Origin of the sequence: Thermomonas flagellata (assembly GCF_022419185.1) — a bacterium.
In the GTDB taxonomy this organism is placed as follows: Bacteria; Pseudomonadota; Gammaproteobacteria; order Xanthomonadales; family Xanthomonadaceae; genus Thermomonas; species Thermomonas flagellata.
On the sequence record NZ_JAJOZK010000008.1, the window covers coordinates 140952 to 153669 of the forward strand.

Below are 12718 nucleotides of genomic sequence, written 5' to 3' on the forward strand. Positions count from 1 at the left end.
TCAGGTCACGGCGCGCGGCGCGCCAGGTCGAACACGGCCGGGGCCGGTTCGGTGGTGCAGGTGGCATCGTCGGGCACGTACGGCCGCCCGCGCAGGTCGCCGCGGGTGCGCGGCTGCAGGCTGGCCAGGCCCGCCCGGGCGGCGCTGCGGCCGCCGGCGGCGTCGATCGCCATCATGTGGTGCATGCACATCCGGCGCGGGTCCACGCAGCGGTTGAGCACGGCGTCGTACAGGCCGGGATCGACCCGGCCGTAGCGTTGCACCGGCACCTGCCGGCTCGGCTGCTCCAGGGCGAGGTAGGCGCTGCGCGACAGCTCGCCGCCGGCCGCGCGGGTCTGCGCGACCCAGCGTTCGAAGCCCGGCTCGTCCAGCGCCAGCACGTCGAACTGCATCCACGAGAAGCCGGCGCCGCTGTAGTTGGAGGACTTGCCGCGGAAGCGGCCGGGCGCGTTGGCGACCGCGTTCAGCTCGGTCTGCATGCCGGGCATGGTGTAGATCATCCCGGCCAGCTCCGGCACGTAGAACGCATTCATCACGTTCGAGGAGGTGAGCTTGAAGCGGACCGGGCGGTCCACCGGCAGGGCCAGTTCGTTGACCGTGGCCACGCCCTGCTCGGGGTAGATGAACAGCCACTTCCAGTCCAGCGAGACGACCTGCACCTCGAGCGGTTTGACCCCGGCCGGCACCGGCTTGCCGGGGGCGATGCGGTCGAGCGGGCGGTAGGGGTCCAGGGTGTGGGTGGTGATCCAGGTGATCGCCCCCAGGGCCAGGATGATCAGCAGCGGGCCGCCCCAGATCACCAGCTCCAGCTGGGTCGAGTGGTCCCAGTCCGGGGTGTACCTGGCCGCCCGGTTGGAGGCGCGGTAGCGCCAGGCGAAGTACAGGGTCAGGGCGATCACCGGCACGATCACCAGCAGCATCAGCACGGTGGCGATCACGATCAGGTGGCCCTGCTGGCGGGCGATGTCGCCGCTGGGATCGAGCACGACCAGCCGGTCGCAGCCGGTCAAGAGCAGCGCGGGCAGCAGCCACGTGAGGCGTGGGAGCTTGGGCATGGGCATCGGGAACGCGGGGGAATGCGCATAGGGTACGCCCGCGGGCCGCGCCCGGCGATTGGACGTTTTGTCCTATCGCAAGGCGGCCGGGGCTGGACTATGCTGCAATCGCCGCACTCCATACGCGGCCGCACCCCCGGAGCCACCGATGTCCGCCCAGATCCCCGCCGCCGCGACGTCCCACGACCATGGCCGCAAGGCCAGCCACGAGGTCGCCCCGGGCGAGATCGCGGTCGGCGTGGTGATCGGGCGCGCCTCGGAGAACTTCGATTTCTTCGTCTACGGCATCGCCTCGGCGCTGGTGTTCCCGCGGGTGTTCTTCCCGTTCGCCGATCCGCTGACCGGCGCGCTGTATTCGTTCGCCATCTTCGCCCTGGCGTTCCTCACCCGGCCGTTCGGCACCATGCTGTCGATGCAGGTGCAGCGCCGCTGGGGGCGGGGGACCAAGCTCACAGTCGCCCTGTTCATGCTCGGCATCGCCACCGCCGGGATCGCGTTCCTGCCCGGCTACGAAGTGCTCGGTGCGGGCGCGATCTGGCTGCTGGCGGCGTTCCGCCTGCTGCAGGGAGCGGCGGTTGGCGGCTCCTGGGACGGCTTGCCCTCGCTGCTGGCGATCAATGCCCCCAAGGAGAAGCGCGGCTGGTACGCGATGCTCGGCCAGCTCGGCGCGCCGGTCGGCTTCATCGTCGCCGCCGCGCTGTTCGCCTACCTGATCGCCAACCTGTCGTCCGAGGATTTCTACGACTGGGGCTGGCGCTACCCGTTCTACGTCGCCTTCGCGATCAACGTGGTCGCCCTGTTCGCGCGCCTGCGCCTAGTGGTGACCCAGGAATACGAGACCGAACTGCGCCAGCGCGAGCTGGAGCCGGTCCCGCTGCGCGAGCTGGTCCAGGTCAAGGGCAAGCACGTGGTGATCGGGGCGTTCGCGCCGCTGGCCAGCTACGCCCTGTTCCACATCGTCACCATCTTCCCGCTGTCGTGGCTGCTGCTCTACAGCGACCAGTCGATCGTCGGCCTGCTGTGGGTGCAGGTGGTCGGCGGCTTCCTCGCGATCGGCGGGGTGCTGGCCTCCGGCGTGATCGCCGACCGCTACGGGCGGATGCGCACCCTGGGCGGGCTGGCGCTGGCGATCGCAATGTTCAGCGGCTTCGCGCCGACCCTGCTCGGCGGCGGCGAGCTGGCGCAGGACGTGTTCCTGCTGCTGGGCTTCTTGCTGCTGGGGCTGTCCTACGGGCAGGCCTCCGGCGCGGTCACCCGCAACTTCGGCAACCGCTACCGCTACACCGGCGCGGCGCTGACCACCGACCTGGCATGGCTGATCGGCGCCGCGTTCGCGCCGCTGGTGGCGCTGTGGCTGTGCGCCAACTTCGGGCTGGCCTTCCTCGGCGCCTACGTGCTGTCCGGGGCGGTGAGCACGCTGATCGCGCTCGGCCTGCACTACCGCATCAAGCAGGGCGACGCCGGGCTGTGAACCGCGGCGGGTGACGGCGGTGGCATCGATGGATGATCGGCCGGCGGACGACGGTGCCGAGCTGCGCCGCCTGCGCTGGCGCTGCCGGCGCGGCATGCGCGAGCTCGACCAACTGCTGGAACGCTGGCTCGACCGCTGCTGGCGGCAAAGTCCGAGCAGCGAGCGCGCGGTTTTCCTGCGCCTGCTGGACTGCGAGGACGACAGGCTATGGCGCTGGTTCCTCGACCACGAGACGCCCGCCGATGCCGACCTCGCCGCGCTCGTCCACGCCATCCGCGCCCTGCCTCCCGGCTGAACTGGACCTGCGTTGGCGGCCCTCGCGCTGGCACGCGGCCGCGCTCGCGCTGCTGGCCGTGTTCGCGCCGGCAGCAGTGCTGGGCTCCGGCCTGCCGCGCGCGCTCGCCTGGCCGTTGTCGCTGCTCGCGTTCGGCCACGGCCTGCGCCTGTGGCGGCGCCACCGGTGCATGCCGCCGCGCCGGGTGCAATGGTCGCCCGGCGGGCCGCTGCGGATCGACGGTGAGCCGCTGCAGGCGCCGACGCTGGCTTGGCGCGGACCGCTGGCGGTCCTGCGCGGGCGCATGCCGGACGGCGCCCGGGTCGCGCTGGCCTGGTGGCCGGACACCCTGCCGCCGCCGGCACGGCGTGAACTCAAGCTGGCGCTACTGCGCGGCGAGGCTGTCGCGCCGCGGCCGGCGATGGCAGGATGGCGCTCCCTCCGCGAGCGGCCTGCATGTTCAAGCCCGTCCCCGTCGCCATCGGCCTGCGCTACCTGCGCGCCAAGCGCCGCAACGGCTTCATCTCCTTCATCTCGCTGGCGTCGATCCTCGGGATCGCGCTCGGGGTCACCGCGCTGATCACCACCCTGGCGGTGATGAGCGGGTTCCAGCGCGAGATCCGCGACCGCCTGCTGCAGATGGCCGCGCACGCCACCGTCAGCGGCTACGACGCGCCGTTGCAGGACTGGCCGCGCGCGGTGCGGGTGGCGATGGCCGACCCGCGGGTGGCGGGCGCCGCGCCCTACATCGAGAAGGAGGCGCTGATCTCCGGCGCCAACAACCAGCCGGCGATGCTGCGCGGGGTGGACCCGGCGCAGGAGGGCAAGGTCTCGGTGCTCGGCGCGAAGATGGTGCAGGGCCGGCTGCAGGACCTCGCGCCCGGGCGCTTCAACATCGTGCTCGGGCGCGAGCTGGCGATGTGGCTCGGGGTCGGGGTCGGCGACGACGTGGTGGTGACCCTGGCCGACCTGCGCAGCAACCCGCTCAGCGGCGGGATCGGCACCATGAAGCGGTTCCGCGTCAGCGGCATCTTCGAGGCCGGCTACAACGAGTTCGACAAGGGCCTGGCGGTGGTCAACCTGCAGGACCTGCAGCGCCTGCTGCGGATGGGCGAGGGCGTGACCGGGGTGCGCCTGCGCCTGCACGACATGGACCAGGCGTTCGCGGTCGCGCGCGACCTCGCCCTGCGCCTCGGCGGCCCGTACCGGGTCAGCGACTGGACCCAGGAGAACGCCAACCTGTTCCGCGCGCTGAAGATGGAGAAGACGGTGATGGCGATCCTGCTGTCGCTGATCATCGCAATGGGCGCGTTCAACCTGGTGTCCTCGCAGGTGATGCTGGTGACCGACAAGCAGGCCGACATCGCCATCCTGCGCACGCTCGGGCTGACCCCGCGCCAGGTGATGCAGGTGTTCATGGTCCAGGGCAGCCTGATCGGGGTGATCGGCACCCTCGCCGGGGTCGCCGGCGGCATCCTGCTCACCCTCAACCTGGACGCGATCCTGCGCGGGATCGAGGCGCTGCTGGGCGTGCAGCTGCTGCCGGAGGACGTCTACTACATCACCGGCCTGCCCACCGACCTGCGCGCGCACGATGTGCTTGCGATCGCGCTGGTCGCGCTGGCGATGGCGTTCCTCGCCACCCTGTACCCGGCCTGGCGCGCCGCGCGCACCGCGCCGGCGGAGGCGCTGCGCTATGAATGACGCGGCCGACGCGGTGATCCGCGCCGAGAACCTGGGCAAGACCTACGCCGAAGGGCGCCTGCGCACGCCGGTGTTCGGCGGGCTGGAGTTCGCGGTCGCGCCCGGCGAGACGGTGGCCATCCTCGGCGCCTCCGGCGCCGGCAAGAGCACCCTGCTGCACCTGCTGGGCGGGCTGGACGTGCCGACCACCGGCGAGGTGTACGTGGCCGGGCAGAAGATGAGCGCGCTGTCGGACGCCGCGCGCGGCCGCCTGCGCAACCGCGCGCTCGGCTTCGTCTACCAGTTCCACCACCTGTTGCCGGAGTTCACCGCGCTGGAGAACGTGATGATGCCGGTGCTGCTGGCCGGGGCGGCGGTGGACGAGGCACGCGACCGCGCGCGCACACTGCTGGAGGCGGTCGGCCTCGGCCACCGCCTGCGCCACAAGCCGGGCGAACTGTCCGGCGGCGAGCGCCAGCGCACCGCGGTCGCGCGCGCACTGGTCAACCGCCCGGCCTGCGTGCTCGGCGACGAGCCCACCGGCAACCTCGACGAGAAGACCGCGGCGCAGGTGTTCGAGCAGATGCTGCAGCTCAATCGCGCGCACGGCACCAGCCTGGTGCTGGTGACCCACGACCGCGGCCTGGCGCGCCGCCTCGACCGCGTGCTGGAGCTGCACGAGGGCGGCCTGCGGCCCTGCCTCGATCCGTAAGCCGGTCCGCGCGTCGCGGCCACCGGCGTACATGGCCGCTCCCCGCCGGGCGTCGCATGCCTGCCTGCAAGCCGGGCCGTGTGCCTCGCGGGCGCGGAGGGCTGCCGCGTGCTGGCCGGTCCGTGCCGCCCGCGCCGTAAGTCGCGATGACGCGCGCATGACGCCGGCTTGACGCTATGGCGACCGCCGCCGTACCGTCCGGGATGGTGGTGCAAGCCACTGATCAGCCAGAAAAATCGTGACGCGCGTCACGCGTCGTCGGCGCTTGCAAGGCATGTGGAGGGGGCATGGGCAACGAAACGCTGTTCTACGGCATCGGGATCCTCGCGATCCTGAGCATCCTGTACGGGCTCTGGCAGGCGATCTCGCTGCGGCGGCAGGTGCCGGGCGGGGTGGTCGGCCGGCAATGGAAGATCCTCACCTGGCTGGTGCTGCTGTTCGCGGTCGGCTATGCCGCGATCCCGTTCTTCGGGCGCATGCCGATCGAGACCCTGCGCCTGGTGGTGGTGGCGATCTTCCTCGGCGGCGCGATCTACGTGGTGATCACCATCCGCCTGATCCACACCATCATCCGCGCGCTGTCGGACTGACGGGGGCGGCATGTTCGAGCGCACCGTGTTCCTGCGCACGGCGGCCGGGGAGGCAGCGCTCGCGCAGCACGACCATCGCCTGTCGCTGGCGCTGCGGCGGGTGCTGATCCTGGTCGACGGACGCTCCGACGGCGCGGCCCTGCGTGCGCGTGCGCCCTACCGCGACCTCGACGAGTCGCTGGAGCGCTTGCTGGCGGAGGGCTTGATCGCGATCGCCGGCGCCGCGCCCGCCGTCCCGGCGCCCGCGGCGGCACCGGCCCCCGCGGCCGTGACCAGCGGCGCGCAGGCCGGGCCCGCCGGGCCGGCCGGGCCGGCCGCGCTGCGCCAGGCCTTGTTCGATCTGTGCCGCGAGGTGCTCGGCGATGCCCAGGCCGAAGCGGCCGGCCGCCGCCTGCTGACCGCCGGCGATACCCCCGGCGAGATTGCCGCAGCGCTGGCCAAGACCGTCTCGGTGGTGCGGCTGACGGTGGACGAGGCCAAGGCCGACACCCTGCGCCGGCGCGGCGAGGCCCTGCTGCGCGGCTGAGGCCGGACGCGGGATTCCCCGACCCCGCGCAGCGCGCACCGCCGATCGGAGGCCGTGCGCCGCCGGCGCAGCCTGCGCCGGTGACCACCGACCCGCCAGCGCCGCGACCGCTGTTTGGCCCGTTGGCCGCGGTTTGCCTGCTGGCCGGTGCCGGTGGCCTGCTCGCGCTGCCGCGGCTGCCGCCGACCGCGCTGTGGGGCGGTGCCGGGCTGCTCGGGCTGTGCCTGCTGGCGCGCAGTTGGCGCTGGCGCTGGGCGGGGATCGTGCTGCTGGGCGCGGCGCTGGCGTCGGCGCAGGCACAGTCCGCGCTGGAGGCGCAACTGCCGCCGGCGCTGGCCGGGCGCACGCTGTGGGTGGACGGGCGGGTGCTCGACCTGCCGCGGCGCGAACCGCGGCGGATCCGCTTCGACCTGCAGGTCGATGCCGGCGCAACGCAGAACCCGGCCCTGCGCGGTCGGCGCCTGCGCCTGGCCTGGTACCTCGCTCCCGGCGAACAGACGCCGCCACTGGCGGCCGGCAGCCGCTGGCGCCTGCCGGTGCGGCTGCAGGCGCCGCGCGGGCTGCGCAATCCCGGCGGGATCGACGGCGAGAAGCACGCCCTGCTCGACCGCATCGCGGCGAGCGGCCATGTCGCGGCGCCGGCGCTGGCGCGGCCACTGGCACCCGCGACCGGCGTGCAGGCCTGGCGCGAACGGATGTCGGCACGGATCGCCGCCGCGGTCGCTGGGCCGTCGGCGCGCTTCGTGCGGGCGCTGGCGCTCGGCGACACCCGCGGCCTCGAGGAGGCCGACTGGGCGCGCCTGCGCGCGGCCGGCCTGACCCATCTGGTGGCGATCTCCGGGTTCCATGTCGGGCTGGTGGCCGGCTTCTTCGCGCTGCTGGCGGGCGCGTTGTGGTGGTGGCTGCCTGGCCTGGCGCGGCGCTGGCCGCGGCCGTTCGCGGTCGCGCTGGCCGCCGCCGCGGGTGGCTTCGCCTACGCGGCCATCACCGGCTGGGCGGTGCCGACCGTGCGCACCGCGCTGATGATCGCGGTGGTCGCGCTGGCGCGGGTGCTGCGCCGCCACCTGCGGCGCTGGGACGCGCTCGCGCTGGGGGCGATCGTGCTGGTGCTGCTGGATCCGCTGGCGCTGCTCGGCGCGGGGTTCTGGCTGAGCTTTGCCGGCGTGGCCTGGCTGCTGTGGAGCCTGCCCGTGCGCTGGCCCGGGCCGTGGGGCTGGCTGCACGGCTTCCTCGCGGCGCAGGCAGTGGCCAGCCTCGGCCTGCTGCCGCTGACCGTGGTCCTGTTCGGCCAGGCTTCGCTGGTGGGGCCGCTGGCCAATCTGCTGGCGGTGCCGTGGTGGAGCCTGGTGGTGATCCCGCTGGCGCTGCTTGGGGTGCTGGCCGAGACCCTGTGGCCGGGCGCCGGCGCCTGGCCATGGTGGCTGGCGGCGCGCGCGTTCGATCTGGCGTGGCCGCTGCTGGAGCGGCTGGCCGACGGCCCGCTGGCCATGGTCTGGCTCCCGCAGCCGGCCTGGTACGCGCTGCCGCTGGCGCTGGCCGGCACGGTCTGGCTGCTACTGCCGCGCGGGATTCCCGGGCGTTCGCTTGCGCTGTGCCTGTGGCTGCCGCTGCTGCACCCGGCGCGCGCGGCGCCGGCGGTGGGCGCGGCGGAACTGGTCGTGGTGGACGTCGGCCAGGGCCTGGCGGTGGTGGTGCGCACTGCCCGCCACGTGCTGCTGTTCGATGCCGGGCCGGCGCAGGCGGACGGCTACGACGCAGGCGCGCGCGCGGTGTTGCCGGTGCTGCGCGCGCTCGGCATCGGCCGCCTGGACGCGGTGGTGCTCAGCCACGGCGACGGCGACCATGCCGGCGGGTTCGCCGCGGTCGCGCGCGCCGTGCCGGTGCTGGCGCTGCTGGCGCCGGCCGGGAGCCCGGCTCCGGGGCTGCAGGATTGCCGCGTCGGGCAGGCGTGGCGCTGGGACGGGGTGGTGTTCCGCCTGCTGCATCCGCCGCCGGACTTCCCCTATCTCGGCAACGAGGCCGGCTGCGTGCTGCGGATCGAGACGGCCCGCGCCAGCGCGCTGCTGAGCGGGGACATCGGCCAGTACGTGGAGCGCCGCCTGCTGCGGACCGATCCGCGTGTGCTGCGCAGCGACGTAGTGCTGGTGCCGCACCACGGCAGCGCCGGCTCCTCCGACCCGGCGTTCGTCGCCGCCACCGGCGCGCGCCTGGCGCTGGTGTCCTCCGGTGCCGGCAACCGCTTCGGGCATCCGCGCCCGGCCGTGGTCGCGCGCTGGTGCGCGGCCGGCGCGGAGGTGCTGGACACCGCGCGCAGCGGCGCGCTGCGGGTGTGGCTGGATGCCGGCGGGGTGCACGTGCGCGAGCAACGCATGGCGCAGCCGCGGTTGTGGGATGGCGTGCGCCGTCGCGGCAGGGAGGCTGGGCTATGCTACGCGCCGGATTGGCCACGGCCCGCCGGGCCGGAGGATCGAAGTGCTGGAACTGGTGCGGGCCGGCGGTTGGCCCATGATCCCGCTGCTGCTGCTGTCGGCGGTGGCCCTGGCGATCATCGTCGAACGCTTCTGGAGCCTGCGCCGCGACCGCGTGCTCCCGCCCGGGCTGGGGCAGGAAGTGCGCGAGTGGGTGGCCGCGCGCGGCGACGCGCTGGAGCCGGCGCACATCGAGACCCTGCGCGCCAACTCTCCGCTCGGGGCGCTGCTGGCGGCGGAACTGGACGTGCGCGACCGCGGCCGCGAGGTGATCCGCGAGCGGGTGGAGGACGTCGGCCGCCACCTGGTGCACCGCATGGAGCGCTACCTCAACACCCTCGGTACGATCGCCGCGGTCGGCCCGCTGCTCGGCCTGTTCGGCACCGTGGTCGGCATGATCGAGATGTTCCTCGGCATCCTCGACCACGGCATCGGCGACGCCAGCCAGCTCGCCGGCGGGATCGGCAAGGCGCTGATCTGCACCGCCACCGGGATGGTGGTGGCGGTGCCGGCGCTGATCTTCCACCGCTACTTCCGCGGCCGCATCGCGGCCTACATCGTCGACATGGAGCACGAGGCGATGCGCCTGTCCGACGTGCTGGCCGCGCGCGCGCCGCGGGCGGGCTGAGGCGGCGCGCATGCGCATCCAGGACTTCCGCCAGGACGACGTGCCGGACATCAACCTGGTGCCGTTGATCGACGTGATGCTGTGCCTGCTGATCTTCTTCGTGGTCACCACCACCTTCGACGCGCGCTCGGTGCTCAAGCTGGAGCTGCCGCGTGCCGACGGCCAGCCGGCGGAGCCGAAGGTGCAGCCGCTGAGCGTGCTGGTCAACGCGCAGGGCCGCTACTTCGTCAGCGACCGCGAGGCGCTGCGGCCCGACCTGGCCTCGCTCAAGGCCACCCTGCAGGAGGTCGCCGGCGACGACCGCGCGCGCCCGGTACTGCTGCGCGCGGACGCGCGCACCCCGCACCAGGCGGTGGTCACCGCGCTGGAGGCACTCGGCCAGCTCGGCTTCCGCGAGGTCGCGATCGCGACCGCGCCGTCGCCGCGGGATGCCGCCGCGCCGTGAGCAGCGCCGCACCGTCCGCCACCTACCGCCGCCTGCGCGGCTACGCACGCCCGTATTGGGGGCTGATCGCTGCCGGCATGCTGGCGATGGCGCTGGAGGCGGGCGCCAGCGCCGGCACCCTGAAGCTGCTCGGGCCGATCGTGGACGACATCTTCGTCCGTCACGTGTTCAGCTACTGGCTGCCGGGCGGGCTGGTGCTGCTGCTGCTGGCGCGCGGGTTGTTCGGGCTGGTCTCGGACTACACCATCGCGCGCGCCGGGCGCGGGGTTGCGCGCGACCTGCGCCTGCGCCTGATGGCGCAGTACCTGCGCCTGCCGGGCGCGCGCTTCGACGCCGAGCCGGTGCCGTCGATGCTGACCCGGCTCGGCACCGACAGCGAGCAGGTCGCGCAGGCCGCGGTGGACGCGCTCAAGGTGATGGTCAGCAACGTGCTGGGCATCCTCGCCACCCTCGCGGTGATGGTCTGGACCAGCTGGCGGGTATCGCTGGTGCTGCTGCTGCTGGCGCCGGCGCTGGCGTGGATGATGAGCCGGGTGGGGCAGCGCTACCGCATGCTCAACCACGAGATCCAGGAGTCATCGGCGCGCATGCTGCAGGGCGCGGACCAGGCCCTGCACGCGCAGCAGGACGTCAAGGCCTACGGCGCGCAGGCGGCGGAGCTGGCGCGCTACGCCGCGGAGACCTGGCGCAACCTGCGGCTGGCGCTGAAGATCGAGGTCACCCGTGGCACCCTGTCGATGCTGGTGCAGGTGCTCGGCGCGATCGGGGTGGCGGTGATGCTGGTGGTGGCCGGGCGCGAGGCGCAGCACGGCCGCCTGACCGCCGGCGACTTCATGACCCTGATGACCGCGATGGTCAGCCTGGTGCCGGCGCTGCGCCAGCTGACCAACGTGCAGAGCATGCTGCAGCGGGGCATCAGCTCGGCCGACCGCGTGTTCGCGGTGCTCGACGCCGAGCCCGAGCGCGACGCCGGCACCCGCCCGCTGGCGCGCGCGCAGGGGCTGATCGAGTTCCGCCACGTGGACGCGCGCTACGAGGGCAGCGCGACGCCGGCGCTGCGCGACGTCAGCTTCGTCGCGCGCCCGGGCACGGTGACCGCGGTCGTCGGCCGCTCCGGCAGCGGCAAGTCCACCCTGGCGCGGCTGATCCCGCGCTTCTACGAGCCGGCGGCTGGGCAGATCCTGCTCGACGGGCACCCGCTCACCGACTACCCGCTGGCGGATCTGCGCCGGCAGATCGCGATGGTCGGCCAGCACGTGCTGCTGTTCGACGGCAGCGTGGCGCAGAACGTGGCCTACGGCGAGCTGGAAGGCAGCGACGAGGCGCGGATCGCCGCCGCGGTGCAGGACGCCAACGCCGCCGAGTTCGTGGCCGGCCTGCCCGGCGGCCTGCACGGCCACATCGGGGCCAAGGGCGGCAAGCTCTCCGGCGGCCAGCGCCAGCGCCTGGCGATCGCGCGCGCGATGCTCAAGGATGCGCCGATCCTGATCCTCGACGAGGCCACCGCGGCGCTCGACAATGCCTCCGAGCGGCTGGTGCAGGAGGCGCTGGCGCGCCTGATCCCGCACCGCACGACCCTGATCATCGCGCATCGGCTGTCCACCATCGAGCATGCCGACCAGGTGCTGGTGCTGGACGAGGGCCGGCTGGTCGAGCAAGGCACACATGCCGAGCTGCTGGCGCGCGGCGGGGTGTATGCGCACCTGCATGCGATGCAGTTCCGGGAGCCGGCATGAGCGCAGGCCGCCGCCTCGCGCAGGCGCCGGCCTGGTGGTACGGGGAGGCGCCGGTGCCGCGCTGGGCGCGGCTGCTGGCGCCGCTGTATGGCGCGTTGGTGGCGTTGCGGCGCGCCGCCTACCGCCGCGGCTGGCGGCGCGTCCGGCATCCCGGCGTGCCGGTGCTGGTGGTCGGCAACCTGGTCGCCGGCGGCAGCGGCAAGACCCCGCTGGTGGCGGCGATCGCTGCGCACCTGCGCGACGCCGGCTGGCGCCCGGGGATCGCCAGCCGCGGCCACGGCCGGCGTGAGCCCGGGATCGCGCGCTGGGTCACGCCCGAGGCGGATCCCGCCCTGGTCGGCGACGAGCCACTGCTGCTGGCGCGCCGCACCGGGATGCCGGTGCGGGTGGACCGCGACCGCGCCGCCGCCGCCGCCGCGCTGGCGGCGGCCGGCTGCGACATCGTGCTGTGCGACGACGGCCTGCAGCACTACCGGCTGGCGCGCGACCTCGAGATCGAGGTGGTGGACGCCCGTCGCCGCTACGGCAATGGCCGCCTGCTGCCGGCCGGGCCTCTGCGCGAGCCACTCGAGCGCGCTGCGGACTGCACGTTGCGGGTGGTGAACGTCGGCACCGAGCCGCTGCCGGCGATCCCGGCGGGCGCCGGCCAGGAATGGCCGATGGAGCTCGTGCTGGGCGACGCGCTGCCGCTGGCGGGCGGGCGCGCGCTGCCGCTGGCCGCGTTCGCCGGGCGGCGGGTGCACGCGGTGGCCGGGATCGGCGACCCCGAGCGGTTCTTCGCCGCCCTGCGCGCGCTCGGGATCCTGGTGGTCCCGCATGCCTTCCCCGACCACCATGCCTACCGGCGCGAGGACTTCGCCTTCGCCAGCGCCTTGCCGGTGCTGATGACCGAGAAGGATGCGGTCAAGTGCGCGCCGCTGGCGGCGGCCGACTGGTACGCGGTGCCGGTCGAAGCGCGCCTGCCGGCCGGGTTCTGGGCCGCGCTCGACGCCGCGCTGCCGGCGCGCGGCTGAGCAACCGTCTTGGCAGTCAAGCGTGATGAAGAGTCAAGTCCCAGCTGGAGCGGTGCCTTGCAATGGCATTGAGCACGGTCAGCAGCTTGCGCATGCAAGCCACGAGGGCAACCTTCT

At 73.8% G+C, this 12718-nt stretch carries 11 protein-coding genes and 1 pseudogene; 11 read left to right on the forward strand and 1 reads right to left on the reverse strand.

Going from position 1 to position 12718, the window contains the following annotated elements:
- Positions 1 to 5: 5 nt before the first annotated feature.
- The gene (cyoA, locus tag ML340_RS09110) at positions 6 to 1055 is read right to left on the reverse strand and encodes a ubiquinol oxidase subunit II (protein WP_240098896.1); all 1050 of its coding nucleotides are present in this window, start codon (positions 1053 to 1055) and stop codon (positions 6 to 8) included.
- Between the two features lie 148 nt (positions 1056 to 1203).
- Here cyoA and ML340_RS09115 point away from each other — a divergent pair, with 148 nt between their 5' ends.
- The 11 genes and pseudogenes from ML340_RS09115 (at position 1204) to lpxK (ending at position 12601) form a co-directional block, all read left to right on the forward strand.
- Complete coding sequence (locus ML340_RS09115) at positions 1204 to 2526, forward strand: MFS transporter (protein ID WP_240098897.1); 1323 nt, start codon at positions 1204 to 1206, stop codon at positions 2524 to 2526.
- Positions 2527 to 2554: 28 nt separating this feature from the next.
- On the forward strand, positions 2555 to 2821 hold the full coding sequence (locus ML340_RS09120) for an FAD assembly factor SdhE (RefSeq protein WP_240098898.1): 267 nt from the start codon (positions 2555 to 2557) through the stop codon (positions 2819 to 2821).
- A gap of 435 nt (positions 2822 to 3256) precedes the next feature.
- Positions 3257 to 4504, forward strand: coding sequence for a lipoprotein-releasing ABC transporter permease subunit (locus ML340_RS09125; RefSeq protein WP_240098899.1), 1248 nt, complete (start codon positions 3257 to 3259; stop codon positions 4502 to 4504).
- A complete protein-coding gene (gene lolD / locus ML340_RS09130; protein WP_240098900.1) occupies positions 4497 to 5195 on the forward strand; it encodes a lipoprotein-releasing ABC transporter ATP-binding protein LolD in 699 nt (232 codons plus the stop codon). The genes ML340_RS09125 and lolD overlap by 8 nt, the downstream gene beginning before the upstream one ends.
- A gap of 287 nt (positions 5196 to 5482) precedes the next feature.
- Entirely contained in the window at positions 5483 to 5785 is a 303-nt protein-coding gene (locus ML340_RS09135) for a hypothetical protein (protein ID WP_240098901.1), read from the forward strand.
- 10 nt (positions 5786 to 5795) lie between these two features.
- Positions 5796 to 6311, forward strand: coding sequence for a hypothetical protein (locus ML340_RS09140; protein WP_240098902.1), 516 nt, complete (start codon positions 5796 to 5798; stop codon positions 6309 to 6311).
- Positions 6312 to 6391: 80 nt separating this feature from the next.
- A pseudogene (locus ML340_RS09145) lies at positions 6392 to 8890 on the forward strand (DNA internalization-related competence protein ComEC/Rec2); the annotation flags it as partial.
- Complete coding sequence (locus ML340_RS09150; RefSeq protein WP_338064428.1) at positions 8784 to 9407, forward strand: MotA/TolQ/ExbB proton channel family protein; 624 nt, start codon at positions 8784 to 8786, stop codon at positions 9405 to 9407. The pseudogene ML340_RS09145 and the gene ML340_RS09150, both read left to right, overlap by 107 nt.
- A 10-nt stretch (positions 9408 to 9417) precedes the next feature.
- A complete protein-coding gene (locus tag ML340_RS09155) occupies positions 9418 to 9852 on the forward strand; it encodes an ExbD/TolR family protein (protein WP_240098903.1) in 435 nt (144 codons plus the stop codon).
- Entirely contained in the window at positions 9849 to 11588 is a 1740-nt protein-coding gene (gene msbA / locus ML340_RS09160; protein ID WP_338064427.1) for a lipid A export permease/ATP-binding protein MsbA, read from the forward strand. Before ML340_RS09155 ends, msbA begins: the two co-directional genes overlap by 4 nt.
- Positions 11585 to 12601, forward strand: coding sequence for a tetraacyldisaccharide 4'-kinase (gene lpxK / locus ML340_RS09165; protein ID WP_240098904.1), 1017 nt, complete (start codon positions 11585 to 11587; stop codon positions 12599 to 12601). Before msbA ends, lpxK begins: the two co-directional genes overlap by 4 nt.
- Positions 12602 to 12718 lie beyond the last annotated feature (117 nt).

Bases quoted from the DNA above. Each gene is read 5' to 3' on its own strand.
- cyoA (WP_240098896.1), bottom strand. From the start codon at position 1,055: ATGCCCAAGCTCCCACGCCTCACGTGGCTGCTGCCCGCGCTGCTCTTG.
- ML340_RS09115 (WP_240098897.1), top strand. From the start codon at position 1,204: ATGTCCGCCCAGATCCCCGCCGCCGCGACGTCCCACGACCATGGCCGC.
- ML340_RS09120 (WP_240098898.1), top strand. From the start codon at position 2,555: ATGGATGATCGGCCGGCGGACGACGGTGCCGAGCTGCGCCGCCTGCGC.
- ML340_RS09125 (WP_240098899.1), top strand. From the start codon at position 3,257: ATGTTCAAGCCCGTCCCCGTCGCCATCGGCCTGCGCTACCTGCGCGCC.
- lolD (WP_240098900.1), top strand. From the start codon at position 4,497: ATGAATGACGCGGCCGACGCGGTGATCCGCGCCGAGAACCTGGGCAAG.
- ML340_RS09135 (WP_240098901.1), top strand. From the start codon at position 5,483: ATGGGCAACGAAACGCTGTTCTACGGCATCGGGATCCTCGCGATCCTG.
- ML340_RS09140 (WP_240098902.1), top strand. From the start codon at position 5,796: ATGTTCGAGCGCACCGTGTTCCTGCGCACGGCGGCCGGGGAGGCAGCG.
- ML340_RS09155 (WP_240098903.1), top strand. From the start codon at position 9,418: ATGCGCATCCAGGACTTCCGCCAGGACGACGTGCCGGACATCAACCTG.
- lpxK (WP_240098904.1), top strand. From the start codon at position 11,585: ATGAGCGCAGGCCGCCGCCTCGCGCAGGCGCCGGCCTGGTGGTACGGG.